Raw genomic sequence first — 17,213 nt, forward strand, 5'->3', positions numbered from 1 at the left:
GTCCCCGCCGGTGCCGTCATCGGCATCCGTCCCTACGGACCCGGTACCCGCCGGTGCCGTCAGCGGCCCCTGTCGATACGGTCCCGGTCCCGGCCGGCCCGGCCACGATCGCCGCCGGCACCCGGCACCCGGCGGATCGGCACCGGCACCGGCACCGGCACCGGCGGCATTTGCCCAGGTCAGGGCGTTTGTCAGTGCTCGGGTGCAGGATGGACGCATGGTCAGCTCCGCACATCGAGCCCTCGACGGCTTCTCCCCCGCGACCCGCGGCTGGTTCACGGGGGCCTTCTCCGCGCCCACCGCGGCCCAGGCGGGCGCGTGGCAGGCCATCCGCGAGGGCTCCGACGTGCTGGTGGTGGCCCCGACCGGGTCCGGCAAGACGCTGGCCGCGTTCCTCGCGGCCCTGGACCAGCTCGCCTCGACCCCACCGCCCGCCGATCCGAAGAAGCGCTGCCGTGTGCTGTACGTCTCACCGCTCAAGGCCCTCGCGGTCGACGTCGAGCGCAACCTGCGCAGCCCGCTGACCGGCATCCGGCACGAGTCCCTGCGCCTGGGCCTGTCCGAGCCCGAGGTCAAGGTCGGCATCCGCTCCGGCGACACCCCGGCCACCGAGCGCCGTGCCCTGTCCACGCGCCCGCCGGACATCCTGATCACCACTCCCGAGTCCCTGTTCCTGATGCTGACCTCGGCCACCCGCGATGCGCTGACCGGCGTCGAGACGGTGATCCTGGACGAGGTGCACGCGGTCGCGGGTACCAAGCGCGGCGCGCATCTCGCGCTCTCCCTGGAGCGGCTGGACGAGTTGCTGCCCAGGCCGGCCCGCCGCATCGGCCTGTCGGCGACCGTCCGCCCGGTCGACGAGGTGGCCCGGTATCTCTCGCCGCGGCGCAAGGTGGAGATCGTCCAGCCCGAGTCCGGCAAGGAGTTCGACCTCTCCGTCGTGGTCCCGGTGGAGGATCTGGGCGAGCTGGTCGGTTCCCCGGTCGCCGACGGCGGCGAGGGCGCGGAGCGGCCGTCGATCTGGCCGCATGTGGAGGAGCGGATCACCGACCTGGTGCAGGCCCACCGGTCGACGATCGTGTTCGCGAACTCCCGGCGCCTCGCCGAGCGCCTGTGCAACCGGCTCAACGAGATCGCCTACGAGCGGGCGACCGGCGAGCCCCTGGGGGAGCACCACTCCCCCGCCCAGCTGATGGGCGGGTCGGGCGCGGCCCAGGGCGCGCCGCAGGTCATCGCCCGCGCCCACCACGGCTCGGTCTCCAAGGAGCAGCGTGCCCTGGTTGAGGAGGACCTGAAGGCGGGCCGGCTGCCCGCCGTGGTGGCCACCTCCAGCCTGGAGCTGGGCATCGACATGGGCGCGGTCGACCTCGTCGTGCAGGTGGAGTCCCCGCCCTCCGTCGCCTCCGGACTGCAGCGTGTCGGCCGTGCCGGTCACCAGGTCGGTGCCGTCTCCACCGGCGTGGTCTTCCCGAAGTACCGCGGCGACCTGGTGCAGGCCGCGGTCGTCACCGAGCGGATGCGCTCCGGCGCCATCGAGTCGCTGAAGGTCCCCGCCAACCCGCTGGACGTCCTCGCCCAGCAGCTGGTCGCCATGACGGCGCTGGACACCTGGCAGGTCGACGACCTGCTGGCCACCGTGCGCCGTGCCGCGCCGTTCGCCTCGCTCCCGGAGTCGGCGTTCACGGCCGTCCTGGACATGCTCGCGGGCCGCTATCCGTCCGACGCCTTCGCCGAACTGCGTCCGCGCGTGGTGTGGGACCGGGTCGCCGGCACGGTCACCGGCCGCCCCGGCGCGCAGCGGCTCGCCGTCACCTCCGGGGGCACGATCCCCGACCGGGGCCTCTTCGGCGTCTTCCTCGCCGGCGCGGACCCGAAGAAGGGCGGCGGCCGGGTCGGCGAACTCGACGAGGAGATGGTCTACGAGTCGCGGGTGGGAGACGTCTTCACGCTGGGCACGAGTTCCTGGCGCATCGAGGACATCACGCGCGACCGCGTTCTGGTCTCCCCGGCGCCCGGCGTGCCGGGAAGGCTGCCCTTCTGGAAGGGCGACCAGCTGGGCCGCCCGCTCGAACTGGGCCGCGCCGTGGGCGCGTTCCTGCGCGAGGTCGGCTCGCTCGCGAAGGACGACGCCCGGCTGCGGCTGCTCGCCGCGGGCCTCGACGCCTGGGCCGCGGACAACGTCCTGTCCTATCTGGACGAGCAGCGCGAGGCGTGCGGTCACGTCCCCGACGACCGGACGATCGTGGTGGAGCGCTTCCGGGACGAGCTGGGCGACTGGCGCGTCGTCGTCCATTCCCCGTTCGGTGCGCAGGTGCACGCCCCGTGGGCCCTCGCGCTCGGCGCCCGCCTGTCCGAGCGGTACGGCATGGACGCGCAGGTCATGCACGCCGACGACGGCATCGTGCTGCGCCTGCCCGACGCCGACCTGATGGGCCTGGATCTGCTCGAACAGGAGCCCCTGAAGGCGTCCACGGCCTACGACGCCGAGCAGGCGCCGGTCGGCGCGGCGGACGTCGCCTTCGACAAGGGCGAGGTCGACAGGATCGTCACCGACCAGGTCGGCGGCTCGGCGCTGTTCGCCTCCCGCTTCCGCGAGTGCGCCGCCCGCGCGCTGCTGTTGCCGCGCCGCAACCCCGGCCGCCGCACCCCGCTGTGGCAGCAGCGCCAGCGGGCCGCGCAACTGCTCCAGGTGGCGAGCGAGTTCGGCTCGTTCCCGATCGTCCTGGAGGCGGTCCGCGAATGTCTCCAGGACGTCTTCGACGTCCCCGGGCTCACCGAGCTGATGGGGGACATCGAGTCCCGCAGGGTGCGCCTGGTGGAGGTCACGACCCCCGAGCCGTCGCCGTTCGCGCGGTCCCTGCTGTTCGGCTACGTCGCCCAGTTCCTGTACGAGGGCGACTCCCCGCTGGCCGAGCGCCGTGCCGCCGCGCTGTCCCTGGACTCGCGGCTGCTGGCCGAGCTGCTGGGCCAGGCGGAGCTGCGCGAACTGCTCGACGCTGAGGTGCTGACCGAGCTGGAGCGGGAGCTCCAGTGGCTCACCGAGGACCGCCGAGTCAAGGACGTCGAGGGCGTGGCCGACGTGCTGCGCCTGCTCGGACCGCTGACCGAGGCCGAACTGACCGAGCGTGGCGCCGACCCGCGGTGGGCCGGGGAACTGGCCGCCGCCCGCCGCGCCATCCGGGTCCGCATCGCCGGAGCGGACCACTGGGCGGCCGTCGAGGACGCGGGCCGACTGCGCGACGCGCTCGGCACGGCGCTGCCGGTGGGGGTGCCCGAAGCCTTCACCGAGCCCGTCAAGGACCCGCTCGGCGACCTTCTCGCCCGGTACGCGCGCACCCACGGCCCGTTCACCTCGGCCACCGCTGCGGCCCGCTTCGGCCTGGGCGTGGCGGTCACGGAGGGAGCCCTCCAGCGGCTCGCGGCGGGCGGCCGGGTCGTCCAGGGCGAGTTCCATCCGGCGGGGATCGGCCAGGAGTGGTGTGACGCGGCCGTCCTGCGCAGGCTGCGCCGCCGTTCGCTGGCCGCGCTGCGGCACGAGGTGGAGCCGGTGCCGCCGCCCGCGCTGGCGCAGTTCCTGCCGCAGTGGCAGCACATCGGGAAGGGGCACGGCCTGCGCGGCATCGACGGACTGGTGCGCGCCGTCGAGCAGTTGCAGGGTGCGTCCGTCCCGGCGTCCGCCCTGGAGAAGCTGGTCCTGCCGTCGCGGGTGACGAACTACAGTGCGTCGATGCTCGACGAACTCACCTCGGCCGGTGAGATCGTCTGGGCGGGAGCGGGGGCGCTGCCCGGCAAGGACGGCTGGGTGTCGCTGTACCTGGCGGACGCGGCCCCGCTGCTCCTGCCGCCGCCGCACCCCCTGGAGCTGACCGCGCTGCACCAGTCGGTGCTGGACGCCCTCTCGGGCGGCTACGGCCTGTTCTTCCGGCAGATCGCGGACCAGGTCCGCGCCACCACCCACCCGGACGTCACCGATGCCCAACTGGCCGACGCCCTCTGGGAGCTGGCCTGGTCCGGGCGGCTGACGAACGACACGCTCGCCCCGATGCGCTCGCTGCTGGGTTCGGGCCGCACGGCGGGCGCCACGGCCCACCGGGCCAGGCGCACCGTCCCGCGCGGTCGCTACGGCTCGCTGACGGCCGCAGCCCGCCCCGTCTCCCGCGCCGGCCCGCCGACCGTCGCCGGCCGCTGGTCCCTGCTCCCGGAGCATGAGCCGGACGGCACCGTGCGCGCCCACGCCCTGGCTCGCACCCTGCTCGACCGGCACGGCGTGGTCACCCGGGGAGCGGTCGCCGCCGAGGGCGCGGAGGGCGGCTTCTCGGCCGTCTACCGGATCCTGTCGGCCTTCGAGGAGAGCGGCCAGGCCCGGCGCGGCTATGTCGTCGAAGGGCTGGGCGCCGCGCAGTTCGCGATGGACGGGGCCGTCGACCGGCTGCGAGCGGTCGCCAACGCCCGCGAGCGCGGCGACGGACTGCCCGCCCCCGGCGCCTCGAACGGCAGCCCTCACGGCTCCATGGGGAGCGGCACCCCGGGGTCCGCTGGGTACGGCATCCCCGACTTCGCGCACGAGGGCTCCCAAGGCTTCGACCCGCCCGACGACGATGCTTCGGCCAGCGGGTTCGAGCGGGCCTCCGGCGCGTTCGGCGGGCCGGGCGGCGCGGACGGAACCGACGGGACCGACTGGGCCAACGGGACCGACTGGGCCTCCCCGGAGGAAGACCTCTCCTGGCCACCCGGCCACCGCACCGCACCGGGCGACTACGTCTCCCCGAAGGACCTCAGGGACCTCGCCTCCCCCGGGCACGGCGGCCCGCGAGGGGGCCCTGCCCTGCCGTACGGCGCCGGACACGGCGACCGCCGTACCCGTACGTCCGCCGCCGACACCCGGGCGGTCGTCCTCGCCGCGGCCGACCCGGCGAACGCCTACGGCTCGGCCCTGCCCTGGCCCGAGCCGCCGACCGGGGCCGGGCACAAGCCGGGCCGCAAGGCGGGTTCGCTGGTGGTGCTGGTGGACGGCGAGCTGACGCTCTACATGGAGCGGGGCGGCAAGACCCTGCTGGCCTGGCCCGCAGCCGCGGACACCGAGCCCGCCGACGATCCCCGCCTCCCGGCCGCCGCGGGCGCCCTGGCCGCCGCTGCCCGCGCGGGCGCCCTGGGCACGGTCACGGTGGTGCGCGTGAACGGCGCCTCGGCGCTCACCTCCCCCATCGGCACTCTCCTGGAAGGAGCCGGTTTCGTGGCGACCCCGCGCGGCCTGCGCCTCAGAGCCTGACCAACGGCCGCCGGCCCACCGCGCGCAGGCAGGCACCGCCCGCCGCGGCGACGGACCCGCCCCACCCGGCCCCGCCGAGGTCCGGCGGCACACGGAACGGGAGCGGGCCGTCGTACCCACCCAGCCGGTCCCCGCCGAGCCGGAGGCGCGCCCGGCCGCGCCCGCACCGCCCCCGGCACCGCTGCCACGTCTCGCCGCGCCCCCGCGCCGGGGCCCTCGCCGGCTCGGCGTCAGTCGTATCGCGCCCGGCCGGACGGGGACGCCCGGAATCCCCACCCGCTCCGACCTGACCGCCCCCGAGGAACCCGCCGCGGCACGCAACGGCACCGGCGCGGACCGGATCGCGACGGCCACGCCCCACGCCCCGGCGCGCCCCCCGCGCCCGGTCCGCGGCAGCGCACCCCGGCGCCGCGGACACGACGGCGGCACCGGCAGGCAGGCGACCCACGCCCACGGCAAGGCGCGCCGCACAAGCGGCACCGGCGGGCACGCCGTCCCACGCCCACGGCAGGTGTCCCGCACAATCCGTGCACAGGCAGGTGCGCCGACGGCCACGGGCCGTGCCACCCTGGACGCATGCCCGAGGGTGACACGGTCTGGCAGGCCGCGAGGCGGCTGCACGGCGCGCTCGCGGGCCGGGTGCTGACCCGCAGCGATCTGCGAGTGCCCAGGTACGCCACGGTCGACCTCACCGGGCGCACGGTGCTGGACGTCACGCCGCGCGGCAAACACCTGCTCACCCGCATCGAGGGCGGTCTCACGCTGCACACGCATCTGCGCATGGACGGCGCCTGGAGGGTGTATGGCGACGGCGAGCGCTGGAGCGGCGGTCCGGCGCACCAGATCCGCGTCATCCTGGGCACCGGGGAGCACACCGCGGTGGGCTACCGGCTCCCGGTGCTGGAACTGCTGCGCACCACGGAGGAGTCCCGCGTCGTGGGCCATCTCGGCCCCGATCTGCTCGGTCCCGACTGGGATCCGGAGACCGCCCTCGCCAATCTGCTCGCGGACCCTGCCCGGCCCCTCGGCGAGGCCCTGCTCGACCAGCGCAACCTGGCGGGCATCGGCAATGTCTACAAGAGCGAGCTGTGCTTCCTGCTCGGCGTCACCCCATGGCTGCCGGTGGGCGCCCTGCCCGACGACCGCGCCGCACAGCTGCCCGCCCTCGCGAAGAGGCTCCTGGAGGCCAACCGCGACCGGCCGGTCCGCACCACCACGGGTCGGCGCGGCCAGGACCTGTTCGTCTACGGCCGGGCGCCCCGGCCCTGCCTGCGCTGCCACACCCAGGTCCGGGTGGCCGACCAGGGCGACGGCTCACGGGAGCGGCCCACGTACTGGTGCCCGCACTGCCAGCGGGGCCCGGCCCCGGCACCGGGTTCCCCGCAGTCCCGCGGAATCCGCCCCCGCGGCACCAATTGACGATCCGTCAGAAACGCTCGTACGGTCGCTTCATGACCGTCGACGCGTACGACCTCACCGGACGCACCGCATTCGTCACCGGCGCGGCGAGCGGCATCGGTCGTGCCTGCGCCGTGCTGCTCGCCGAGGCGGGCGCGACCGTGCACTGCGCCGACCGGGACGCGGCCGGCCTGCGCGAGACGGCGGCCCGCGTCGAGGCCCGGGGCGGCACCGCCCGCACCCACCGGCTGGACGTCACCGACCGGGCCGGGCTGCGGCAGGCCGTACGGTCCTGCGAGCGTCTGGACGTGCTGGCGGCGGTCGCCGGGATCATGCACAGCAGCCCGGTCCTGGAGACCACCGACGAGGACCTTGACCGAGTCCTGGACGTCAACTTCAAGGGCGTCCTCCACGCCTGCCAGGAGGCGGCGCGGCTGATGCTCGACCGTGGGGCGGGCGGCAGCATCGTCACCATGGCCTCGGGCGCCGTCGACACCGGTGGCCCGGGGCTGCTCTGCTACGGCGCGGCGAAGGCGGCCGTGGTGCAGCTCACGAAGACGCTGGCGAGCGAGGTCGGCCGGCACGGCATCCGGGTCAACGCGGTCGCCCCCGGCTGGATCCGCACCCCGATGACCGCCCGCCACGACGACGCGGCACAGGCCCACACCGAGGCCCTGATGAGCCGCATGTCGCCGCTGGGCCGGGTCGGCGAGACGGAGGAGGTGGCACACGCCGTGCTGTACCTGGCGTCCGACGCGTCCTCGTTCACGACGGGCCAGATCCTGCGTCCGAACGGGGGAGTCGCGATGCCCTGGTGACATCACCGGCCCGCCAGGCGGCCACCCACCGCTCGGGCCCTACGGCGCCCGCGGCGCTCGCCTTCGGCATGCAGTGCACCGGCAGCAGGCTGAGCCCCCACCCGCCGGCCGCGACGGCGCCCTCCAGCGCCCCCACATCCGCGCCCAGCACGATCCGTACGACGGCCCACGACCACGCCGCGCCGAACCCCAGACCTATCCCCCACCGCACTGCCCGCCGCACCATGGCCGTTCACCTCCAGCCGGACGCTAGAACGCCGCCTCACCCGCCGTGGAGGCGCATGGACGGCTCACCGATGCGGCACCGGTCCGCACCCGGACGACCTCCGGGCGGACGGACCCACCGAACGGGTCCGCCACCCGTCCTCCACCCAGAACGTCCAGAAGGCAAAGAACATCCAGCTGGAACGTCCCGTGGTGAAGCCGCGGATCATCCATGGATCTGCACCAGAACGCCTTCCCGGGAGCGGGATTCGGGCTGCCTTCCGGTCGGCGCCGGAGATTCGCCGTCCTTCGTGTGAGTGTCCCCCGGCCGGGCCCGAGCCGCATCCAGGACGACCGCGTCCGCTCCTCGGCCTGCGCGTGCCCACGCACCCTGCCGAGCGGGCAAGGGCCGTTCAGCCGGCTACGAGGCGACGCAGTGAGCGCTTCTGGAGCAGGCCGCCCAGGACGGCCAACGCGATGGTGACGACGAACAGCGTGTTCAGCACGATCATCGAATGCCCTGCCACTGTGAAGGACATGCCGACCGCCAGGCCCGTGGCCTGCGACACCGCCCCATAGCCCCACAGGTCCGGCCGCACCACGTGGCGGCGCAGCCACGGCACCAGCCACCCGGTGGCCAACGCCACGCAGCCACAGGCAGCCAGCAGGCCGAAGGCCACCGCGGCCGCACCGACAAGGAACATGTCCATGTCCCCACCCCTCCCCATTCGGCGGCCCTACCATACCGCGCCGCGCATCACAGGAACGCAGGGCGACGGCCCGCTCAGCCGTTCTCCGCCTGGAACATCCAGTGGTGTTTTTCCAGGTCGGCTGTGATGCCGATGAGGATGTCCTGGGTCACGGGGTCGGGTTCTGCGGTCGCGGTCACCCGCTCCCGCATGCGTGTGATCACCACGGCCAGCGCGTCCACGATCGTCCGCACCGCGTCGGCGTCCCTGACCCAGCCCTCGGGCGTCACGCCGATGCCGCTGCCGGTGGCCACCGTCGCCGCGCGCCCGTCGGGCGGCACACCCAGCGTGGCCGCCCGCTCGGCGACGGTGTCCGAGTGGGTGCGGGCGGTGGCGACGACGTCGTCGAGTTGGAGATGGACGGACCGGAAGCGAGGGCCGACGATGTTCCAGTGGAGTTGCTTGGCCACCAGTGAGAGGTCCAGCAGGTCGACGAGGGCTCCTTGCAGCACCTCGGCCACGGTCTTGAGGTCCGCATCGTCGGACAGGGGGCTCTTGACGACGTACATCCACAGCCTCCGTTGGTTCACCCGGTCATATGTCCCTCCACCATGACCGCCCTCCCCGGTACCGGCAAATGGGCGCAAAGTGCACTGCGAGGGCCCAGGAGCCCGGCCCGCGCGCAGCACGAAGGCCCCGGCCGCGCCGCGCGGGGTTCTCCCCGCGGCAGCCCCGGCCGGGGCCTTCCACGTGTCGCGTTACTGGGCCACGCGCGTGAGGGTCACGCGGCGACCACGTCCACCGCCTCGGCGGGGGCCTTGATGGTCACCCGTTCCGGTGGCACACCGGTCACCGAGACGGAACCCAGCATCGGACGAACCGGCGTGGGCACGGACTCGGTGGCCGCGGCGGACTGGGCCAGCTCGGCGAGGGCGAGTTCGTCGCTCACTTCCCGCATGAGTTCGGACATCCGTACGTCCAGCGCGTCGCAGATGGCGGAGAGCAGTTCGGAGGAAGCCTCCTTCTGCCCCCGCTCCACCTCGGAGAGATAGCCGAGCGAGACTCGGGCGGACGAGGAGACTTCGCGCAGAGTACGGCCCTGGCGTTGGCGCTGCCGACGCAGCACGTCACCAAGCAGGCGACGGAGCAGAATCATCGGTGGCTCCCTCCTCGGACCGCGTAGCCGCATCCTTCTCGCCCCACCGTACCGCCTCGCGCTGCGGCCGTGCGGGGAGCGATGTCGTGTTCACTCAGGGCTGCAAACATCAAAACCCCCCGTTCTGTTCCGTATCCTGTGCCCGCTCATTCCCGGTCTGTTCGCCCACAAGCTCCTTCAGGAGCAGTGCCAGTACGCTCCGTACACTCTCCATACGGATTTCCGCACGCAGGCCGTTCAACCGCAGGGCCTCCACTTTTCCGCCACCGGCAGAACCGGACCCCGGTCCACGGGGACCGTCGACGGCGACGAACACCGTGCCCACGGGCCGGCCGTCCTGCGGCTCGGGCCCGGCCACACCGGTCGTCGCGATGCCCCAGTCGGCGCCGAGTGCCGCGCGCACCCCGGCCGCCATCTGCGCCGCGACCTGCGGATCCACCGCTCCGTTGCGGTCCAGCAGGCCGGCGTCGACGTCCAGCAGCCGGTGTTTCAGGTCGGTGGCATAGGCGGTGATCGAACCGCGGAAGGACTTCGAGGCCCCGGCGACCGCGGTGATCTCCGCCGCGACCAGACCGCCGGTCAGCGACTCCGCGACGGCGAGCGTCTCGCCCCTCACGGTCAGTAGCCGCACCACTTCGGCAGCCGCGGAATTCACCCTTCGGACTCCTCCGACACCGCCGTCCGCTCGGCCATTCCCCGCCTGCGCAGCACAATGGCCTGTCTCACATAGTCGAGTCCGGTCACGACCGTCAGCACGACCGCCGCCGCCATCACCCAGAACCTCAGGGTGGCCAGCCAGCCCGTCAGCGCCAGCACATACATCCCCACGGCCACGCCCTGGGTGAGCGTCTTGAGCTTGCCGCCGCGGCTCGCGGGAATGACGCCGTACCGGATGACGAGGAAACGCAGCAGGGTGATGCCCAGTTCCCGGCCCAGGATGACGACCGTCACCCACCAGGGCAGGTCGCCGAGGGCCGAGAGACAGATCAGCGCCGCCCCCATGATCGCCTTGTCGGCGATGGGGTCGGCGATCTTCCCGAAGTCGGTGACCAGGTTGTAGGTGCGTGCCAGGTGGCCGTCGAACAGGTCGGTGATCATGGCGATGGCGAAGGCGGCCCAGGCGAGCGAGCGCCACGCCGGGTCATAGCCGCCGTCGGCCAGCATGAGGGCGACAAAACCGGGGACGAGGAGCAGCCGGAGCATCGTCAGCAGATTGGCGACGTTCCAGACGCTGGCCTGGTTGACGGCCGCCGCCGCCAGCTTCCCGCCGCGCGCGGTCCGCGTCGCGCCCTGCGCGCCGGAGACGGCCGCGCCCGCCGGTCCTTCGGCGGCGGAGCCCGGGGCCCCCTGCGCGCCGGAGGAGCCGCCCGCAGCGGATGCCGGGACTCCCGTCATCTGCCCGCCTCCTCACTACACGCGAGCGAGCCCTCAAGCGGCTCGGCCACCAGGTCGACACCTTCCGTACCGACCACCTTCGCCTCGACCATACGACCGACGCCCAGGCCCGCGCCGCTCGTGAGCAGCACCTGGCCGTCCGTCTCCGGCGCCTGGTGCGCGCCGCGGCCGTACACCCCGTCCTCGGTGTCGTCGCCGGCGCCGTGGCCGTCCTGTCCGACGGACTCGACCAGCACGTGCACGGTTTCGCCCACGCGCTCCTCGGCCCGCTGCGAGACCAGTTCCTCGGCCAGCCGGGACACATGCGCCAGCCGCTCGGCCACGACGTCCTCGTCGAGCTTGTCGTCGTACGTCGCCGCCTCCGTGCCCTCCTCGTCGGAGTAGCCGAAGACGCCGATGGCGTCCAGCCGGGCGTGGTTCAGGAAGCGTTCGAGTTCGGCGAGGTCGGCCTCCGTCTCGCCGGGGAAGCCGACGATGAAGTTGGAGCGCACGCCGGCCTGCGGGGCCTTGGACCGGATGGTGTCGAGCAGTTCCAGGAAGCGGTCGGTGTCGCCGAAGCGGCGCATCGCGCGCAGCACGGCGGGAGCGGAGTGCTGGAAGGACAGGTCGAAGTAGGGGGCGATCTTCGGCGTGGAGGTCAGCACGTCGATCAGCCCCGGGCGCATCTCGGCCGGCTGGAGGTAGCTGACCCGCACCCGCTCGATGCCGTCGACCTCGGCCAGCTCGGGCAGCAGCGACTCCAGGAGGCGGATGTCGCCCAGGTCCTTGCCGTAGGAGGTGTTGTTCTCGGAGACCAGCATGATCTCCTTGACGCCCTGCTCGGCCAGCCACCGGGTCTCGTTCAGCACGTCGCTCGGGCGGCGCGAGATGAAGGAGCCGCGGAAGGAGGGGATGGCGCAGAAGGAGCAGCGCCGGTCGCAGCCGGAGGCGAGCTTGACCGAGGCGACCGGGGATCCGTCCAGGCGGCGGCGCAGGGGCGCTCGCGGTCCCGACGCCGGGGCGACGCCCTCGGGGAGGTCCGCCGGCGCGTGCCCCGGCAGGGCGACCGAGGCGGCCGACTCCTGGCGCTCGGCGGGGCTGATCGGCAGCAGCTTGCGCCGGTCGCGCGGGGTGTGCGCGGCGTGGATACCGCCGCTCAGGATCGTCTGCAGACGGTCGGAGATGTTCGCGTAGTCGTCAAAACCGAGTACGCCATCGGCCTCGGGGAGGGCGTCCGCCAGCTCCTTGCCGTACCGCTCGGCCATACAGCCCACCGCCACGACGGCCTGCGTTCTGCCCTGTCCCTTGAGGTCGTTGGCCTCCAGGAGCGCGTCGACGGAGTCCTTCTTGGCGGCCTCGACGAAGCCACAGGTGTTGACCACGGCGACATCGGCGTCCGTGGCGTCCTCGACGAGTTGCCAGCCGTCCGCCTCCAAGCGGCCTGCGAGCTCCTCCGAGTCCACCTCGTTACGGGCGCAGCCGAGTGTGACGAGTGCGACGGTACGGCGTTCAGGCATGCGCTCAAGACTACTTCGTCTCACTGACAGCCCTTGTCGACGGGGTTGGCGATCATGGCTGACCCCGTCGACGGAACACCCCGGGTGCCCCTCTAGCCGACCTCGGGGTCGCCCTTGGTGTAGGTGAGGCGTTCCACGGCTCCGGGCTGGAAGTCGTCCTGGATCTTCTTGCCGTTGACGTAGAGCTGGATCGCCCCGGCGTCGCCGAGGATGAGGTTGATCTTCGAGCTGTCCTGGAAGGTCTTGGAATCGCCCTTCTCCAGGAGTCCGTCGAACAGCATCCGGCCGTTGTGGTCCTTGGCCGAGATCCAGCTGCGTCCGTCGGCGGCGCTCACCTGGACGGTCACCTTGTCCTGCGGGGCGGCCGCGATGGCGCTGTCGGACGGCGCGGGCGTCTGGTCGGCGGGCTTGGTGTCGGTCGGCTTCGGCGTGGCCGGCTTGCTGGTCGTGGGCGTGGCGCCCTCGGCGACCTGCGCCTTGGCGTCGTTCCCGCTGTCGCCGCCCTTGAACGCGGTGAAGCCGACGAAACCGATCACGGCGACGATCGCGGCGACCATGGCCGCCGTCCAGTTGGGTCCGCGCCGCTCGGGCCGGATGCGTTCCGCCTCGAACAGCGGGGCGGCCGGCGTGGGCGCGGGCCGCCCGCCGTGGTCGGTGTCGTACTGCGCGAGGAGCGGGGCGGGATCGAGGCGGACGGCCTTGGCCAGGGTCCGGATGTGCCCGCGGGCGTACACGTCTCCGCCGCACGGGGCGAAGTCGTCCGCCTCGATGGCGTGCACGATGGCGATGCGGACGCGAGTGGCGCTGCTGACGTCGTCGACGGTCAGCCCGGCCGCGATGCGCGCCTGCTGGAGGGCGCGACCGACGGAGACTCGGGGTTCCTCGGACACATCTGGGAACGGACGCTCGTCTTCAGGGGAGTTGCCGATGGACACGGGGGCGCCTTTCGAGCGTGTAGCCACCTGTGCTGGAAGTTCAGTCTAGGGGGGGTGCGAAAGGGTGGGGCAACCGGGCGGTACGACTTTGTACGCCATCGGAATGGCCGGTCATCCCGATGCCGGGTCAGGCCCGGACCGCTCCGGGGTCCGCGCCTGACCGCTCGCTCAACTTGACGTATGTCAAAGGGAAACGGTTGCTCGCCGGTCTCTAACGGGTGGATCACGGTGCCGCCGTCACCCGTCACGGACCGCCGAACGGCCTGTCCCTAACCTTCAGACTCCCCGCGTATCACGGCGAGCACGCCGTCGAGTTCGTCGGGTTTCACCAGAACGTCCCGGGCCTTGGATCCCTCGCTGGGCCCGACGACGCCGCGGGACTCCATGAGGTCCATGAGCCGGCCCGCCTTGGCGAACCCGACGCGCAGCTTGCGCTGCAGCATCGACGTCGAACCGAACTGTGTGGAGACGACCAGTTCGGCCGCCTGGCACAGCAGGTCGAGGTCGTCTCCGATGTCCTCGTCGATCTCCTTCTTCTGTTTGGTGCCGACGGTGACGTCGTCCCGGAAGACGGGAGTCATCTGCTCCTTGCAGTGCCGGACGACGGCCGCGACCTCCTCCTCGGTGACGAAGGCGCCCTGCATACGGGTCGGCTTGTTGGCGCCCATCGGCAGGAACAGTCCGTCGCCCTTGCCGATCAGCTTCTCGGCGCCGGGCTGGTCGAGGATGACGCGCGAGTCGGCGAGCGAGGAGGTGGCGAACGCGAGCCGTGAGGGCACGTTCGCCTTGATCAGACCGGTGACCACGTCGACCGACGGGCGCTGGGTGGCGAGCACCAGGTGGATGCCGGCCGCGCGCGCGAGCTGCGTGATGCGCACGATCGCGTCTTCCACGTCGCGCGGCGCGACCATCATCAGGTCGGCCAGCTCGTCGACGATGACCAGCAGGTACGGGTAGGGCTGGAGTTCTCGTTCGCTGCCCTCCGGCGGCTTCACCTTGCCGACCCGGACGGCCTCGTTGAAGTCGTCGATGTGCCGGTAGCCGTAGGCGGCGAGGTCGTCGTAGCGCAGGTCCATCTCGCGCACCACCCACTGGAGCGCCTCGGCCGCCCGCTTGGGGTTGGTGATGATCGGCGTGATCAGGTGCGGGATGCCCTCGTAGGCGGTCAGCTCCACGCGCTTGGGGTCGACCAGGACCATGCGGACGTCCTCGGGGGTCGCACGCATCATGATCGAGGTGATCAGGCAGTTGATGCAGGACGACTTGCCGGAGCCGGTGGCGCCCGCGACGAGCACGTGCGGCATCTTGGCGATGTTCGCCATCACATAGCCGCCCTCGACGTCCTTGCCGAGCGCGACCAGCATCGGATGGTCGTCCTCGGCGGCGTCCGCGAGGCGCAGCACGTCACCGAGGTTGACCATCTCCCGGTCGGTGTTCGGGATCTCGATGCCGACCGCGGACTTGCCGGGGATGGGGCTGATGATCCGCACGTCGGGGCTGGCGACGGCGTACGCGATGTTCTTGGTGAGCGCGGTGATCCGCTCGACCTTGACGGCGGGGCCCAGCTCGACCTCGTACCGGGTGACCGTCGGCCCGCGGGTGAAGCCGGTGACGGCCGCGTCGACCTTGAACTCGGTGAAGACGTTGGTGAGCGACGCGACGATCGCGTCGTTGGCCGCGCTGCGCGCCTTGCCCGGGCCGCCGCGCTCCAGCAGGTCGAGCGAGGGCAGGGAGTAGGTGATGTCGCCGGACAGCTGGAGCTGTTCCGCGCGCGGGGGCAGGTCGCGGATCTGGTCGGGTGCCGCCTTGGTCAGGTCGGGCACGACCGCGTCGGCCTTCAGCTTCTCCTGCTTGGGGCGCGCGGTCGGCACCGCGACCGGCGTCGGGGTGGTCTCCTCGCGGTCGCCCACGCTGACGCCCTGGGTGAGGTCGGCCACCAGCGGCGAGGGCGGCATGCCGTGCAGGACGGCGCCGTCGAGGTCGGCGGCGGCCGCCGCGGCGATGTCCACGGCGTCCAGCCGCCGGTCAGGCGCGGGCTGCGGCACCGCGGAGCGCCTGGGCCGGCCCCGGCGCTTGGAGAGCGCTTCCTGCTCGGCCCCCTCCGGGTCGTACGCCGGGGAGCCGCCCTGGCGTCCGCGGGGGCGCGCGGGCAGCGCCTCGCGCCACTGCTCCTCGTAGCGGTCGTCGTCCTCGGTGAGCCGGTCGCCCTCGGGGTCGTGCAGCACGCCGAGGCGTACGCCGAGCGCCCGCAGCCGCTGCGGGACGGCGTTGACCGGGGTGGCCGTGACGACGAGCAGCCCGAAGACGGTGAGCAGCACGAGCAGCGGCACGGCCAGTACGTCGGTCATCGTGTACGACAGCGGGGTCGCCGCCGCCCAGCCGATGAGACCGCCGGCGTCTCTTATGGCCTGCATCCCGTCGCTGCGGGCGGGCGAGCCGCAGGCGATGTGGACTTGGCCGAGCACGCCGATGACCAGCGCCGACAGCCCGATCACGATGCGGCCGTTGGCCTCTGGCTTCTCGGGATGGCGGACGAACCGCACGGCGATCACCGCGAGCAGTATCGGCACCAGCAGGTCGAGCCGGCCGAAGGCGCCGGTCACCAGGATCTCCACGAGGTCACCGACCGGGCCGCGCAGATCGGCCCAGGTGCCGGCGGCGACGATCAGCGCGATGCCGAACAGCAGCAGCGCGACGCCGTCCTTGCGGTGCGCCGGGTCGAGGTTCTTCGCACCCTGCCCTATCCCGCGGAAGACGGCGCCGACAGCGTGCGCGAGTCCGAGCCAGAGCGCGCGCACCAGCCGGTAGACGCCCCCGGTGGGGCTGGGCGCCGGTTTGGGCGCCGGCTTCTTCGCCGCGGCCTTCTTGGCAGGAGCCTTCTTCGCGGGGGCCTTCTTCGCCGCAGCCTTGGCCGGAGCAGCCGCCTTCTTGGCGGGCTGCTTCTTGGCTGCGGAGGGACGTGAGGCCATAGATGTGAGATTACCGGGAGAGACGACAGTGGACACGCGTGCCCAGAGCTTCACCCGTTCGTGTCGCCCGTACCTGGGCACGGAACTGACGCACGCTCATGCGCAACTGCGGGCCGTGCGGGCGTCAGTTCTGTCTCGGCAGCGACGGGGCACCGCTGCCGGTGCCGGGCTCCAGCGCGTCGAGCGCCCGGCGCAACCCCGTGAGTTTGCGTTCGAGATGGGCGGCCGTGGCCACCGCCGCCGCGTCCGCGGACTCGTCGTCCAGTTGCTTGGACAGCGCCTCCGCCTGCTCCTCGACGGCCGCGAGCCGCGCCGAAAGCTCCGCGAGCAGCCCCGCGGGCTCCTTGCCGGGGCCGACCGCGCCCTTGCCGCCGCCCTCCAACTGGAGCCGCAGCAGCGCCGCCTGCTCCCGCAGCTGACAGTTCTTCATGTACAGCTCGACGAACACCGAGACCTTCGCGCGCAGCACCCACGGGTCGAAGGGCTTGGAGATGTAGTCCACCGCGCCCGCGGCGTATCCCCGGAAGGTGTGGTGCGGGCCGTGATTGATCGCGGTGAGGAAGATGATCGGGATGTCCCGCGTCCGCTCCCGCCGCTTGATGTGCGCGGCGGTCTCGAAGCCGTCCATGCCCGGCATCTGGACATCCAGCAGAATGACCGCGAAGTCGTCCGTGAGCAGTGCTTTGAGCGCTTCCTCCCCGGACGATGCCCGCACCAGCGTCTGATCGAGCGCAGAGAGGATGGCCTCCAGCGCCAGCAGATTCTCCGGCCGGTCATCGACCAGGAGGATCTTGGCCTTCTGCACCATGGCCCGCCCTCCTCGCCCCGGCGGTACACCGGGCGCCGCCCCAGGGGACGACTCCCTTTCGCCGCCCGTCCTTGTG

The 17,213-nt window shown here is 72.7% G+C and carries 12 protein-coding genes; 3 read left to right on the forward strand and 9 right to left on the reverse strand.

Annotation, left to right across the window (positions count from 1 at the left end):
- The first annotated feature begins 217 nt into the window (after positions 1–217).
- From ACIRFL_RS25020 to ACIRFL_RS25030, 3 genes are all read left to right on the forward strand, one after another.
- The gene (locus ACIRFL_RS25020) at positions 218–5,269 is read left to right on the forward strand and encodes an ATP-dependent helicase (protein ID WP_404032345.1); all 5,052 of its coding nucleotides are present in this window, start codon (positions 218–220) and stop codon (positions 5,267–5,269) included.
- A gap of 576 nt (positions 5,270–5,845) precedes the next feature.
- A complete protein-coding gene (locus ACIRFL_RS25025; RefSeq protein WP_404032348.1) occupies positions 5,846–6,688 on the forward strand; it encodes a DNA-formamidopyrimidine glycosylase family protein in 843 nt (280 codons plus the stop codon).
- A 32-nt stretch (positions 6,689–6,720) separates the two neighbouring features.
- Complete coding sequence (locus tag ACIRFL_RS25030) at positions 6,721–7,485, forward strand: SDR family NAD(P)-dependent oxidoreductase (RefSeq protein ID WP_404032351.1); 765 nt, start codon at positions 6,721–6,723, stop codon at positions 7,483–7,485.
- A 617-nt stretch (positions 7,486–8,102) separates the two neighbouring features.
- Here the strand turns inward: ACIRFL_RS25030 and ACIRFL_RS25035 are convergent.
- From ACIRFL_RS25035 to ACIRFL_RS25075, 9 genes are all read right to left on the reverse strand, one after another.
- Entirely contained in the window at positions 8,103–8,399 is a 297-nt protein-coding gene (locus ACIRFL_RS25035) for a hypothetical protein (RefSeq protein WP_404032354.1), read from the reverse strand.
- 74 nt (positions 8,400–8,473) lie between these two features.
- The gene (locus ACIRFL_RS25040) at positions 8,474–8,947 is read right to left on the reverse strand and encodes a Dps family protein (RefSeq protein WP_404032357.1); all 474 of its coding nucleotides are present in this window, start codon (positions 8,945–8,947) and stop codon (positions 8,474–8,476) included.
- Between the two features lie 212 nt (positions 8,948–9,159).
- Positions 9,160–9,534: a helix-turn-helix domain-containing protein gene (locus ACIRFL_RS25045; protein WP_019981938.1), complete on the reverse strand. Its 375-nt coding sequence runs from the start codon at positions 9,532–9,534 to the stop codon at positions 9,160–9,162.
- A gap of 109 nt (positions 9,535–9,643) precedes the next feature.
- Positions 9,644–10,189 carry a CinA family protein gene (locus ACIRFL_RS25050; protein WP_404032360.1) on the reverse strand — a complete coding sequence of 182 codons (546 nt, stop codon included), beginning with the start codon at positions 10,187–10,189 and terminating at the stop codon, positions 9,644–9,646.
- Positions 10,186–10,929, reverse strand: coding sequence for a CDP-diacylglycerol--glycerol-3-phosphate 3-phosphatidyltransferase (gene pgsA, locus ACIRFL_RS25055; protein WP_404032363.1), 744 nt, complete (start codon positions 10,927–10,929; stop codon positions 10,186–10,188). The genes ACIRFL_RS25050 and pgsA overlap by 4 nt, the downstream gene beginning before the upstream one ends.
- Positions 10,926–12,425 (reverse strand): 30S ribosomal protein S12 methylthiotransferase RimO, encoded by a 1,500-nt coding sequence (rimO, locus tag ACIRFL_RS25060; RefSeq protein WP_404032365.1) that lies wholly within the window; start codon positions 12,423–12,425, stop codon positions 10,926–10,928. The genes pgsA and rimO overlap by 4 nt, the downstream gene beginning before the upstream one ends.
- A 92-nt stretch (positions 12,426–12,517) precedes the next feature.
- Positions 12,518–13,360, reverse strand: a complete 843-nt coding sequence (locus tag ACIRFL_RS25065) for a RodZ domain-containing protein (RefSeq protein ID WP_404032368.1) — start codon at positions 13,358–13,360, stop codon at positions 12,518–12,520.
- Between the two features lie 269 nt (positions 13,361–13,629).
- A complete protein-coding gene (locus ACIRFL_RS25070) occupies positions 13,630–16,329 on the reverse strand; it encodes a DNA translocase FtsK (RefSeq protein ID WP_404032371.1) in 2,700 nt (899 codons plus the stop codon).
- 124 nt (positions 16,330–16,453) lie between these two features.
- Positions 16,454–17,137: a two-component system response regulator gene (locus ACIRFL_RS25075; protein ID WP_404032374.1), complete on the reverse strand. Its 684-nt coding sequence runs from the start codon at positions 17,135–17,137 to the stop codon at positions 16,454–16,456.
- Positions 17,138–17,213 lie beyond the last annotated feature (76 nt).

The sequence above is a fragment of the Streptomyces sp. NPDC102462 genome, from assembly GCF_044765425.1.
Classification (GTDB): Bacteria; Actinomycetota; Actinomycetes; order Streptomycetales; family Streptomycetaceae; genus Streptomyces.

Bases quoted from the DNA above. Each gene is read 5' to 3' on its own strand.
- ACIRFL_RS25045 (WP_019981938.1), bottom strand. From the start codon at position 9,534: ATGATTCTGCTCCGTCGCCTGCTTGGTGACGTGCTGCGTCGGCAGCGC.
- ACIRFL_RS25020 (WP_404032345.1), top strand. From the start codon at position 218: ATGGTCAGCTCCGCACATCGAGCCCTCGACGGCTTCTCCCCCGCGACC.
- ACIRFL_RS25030 (WP_404032351.1), top strand. From the start codon at position 6,721: ATGACCGTCGACGCGTACGACCTCACCGGACGCACCGCATTCGTCACC.
- pgsA (WP_404032363.1), bottom strand. From the start codon at position 10,929: ATGACGGGAGTCCCGGCATCCGCTGCGGGCGGCTCCTCCGGCGCGCAG.
- ACIRFL_RS25035 (WP_404032354.1), bottom strand. From the start codon at position 8,399: ATGGACATGTTCCTTGTCGGTGCGGCCGCGGTGGCCTTCGGCCTGCTG.
- ACIRFL_RS25070 (WP_404032371.1), bottom strand. From the start codon at position 16,329: ATGGCCTCACGTCCCTCCGCAGCCAAGAAGCAGCCCGCCAAGAAGGCG.
- ACIRFL_RS25025 (WP_404032348.1), top strand. From the start codon at position 5,846: ATGCCCGAGGGTGACACGGTCTGGCAGGCCGCGAGGCGGCTGCACGGC.
- ACIRFL_RS25075 (WP_404032374.1), bottom strand. From the start codon at position 17,137: ATGGTGCAGAAGGCCAAGATCCTCCTGGTCGATGACCGGCCGGAGAAT.
- rimO (WP_404032365.1), bottom strand. From the start codon at position 12,425: ATGCCTGAACGCCGTACCGTCGCACTCGTCACACTCGGCTGCGCCCGT.
- ACIRFL_RS25040 (WP_404032357.1), bottom strand. From the start codon at position 8,947: ATGTACGTCGTCAAGAGCCCCCTGTCCGACGATGCGGACCTCAAGACC.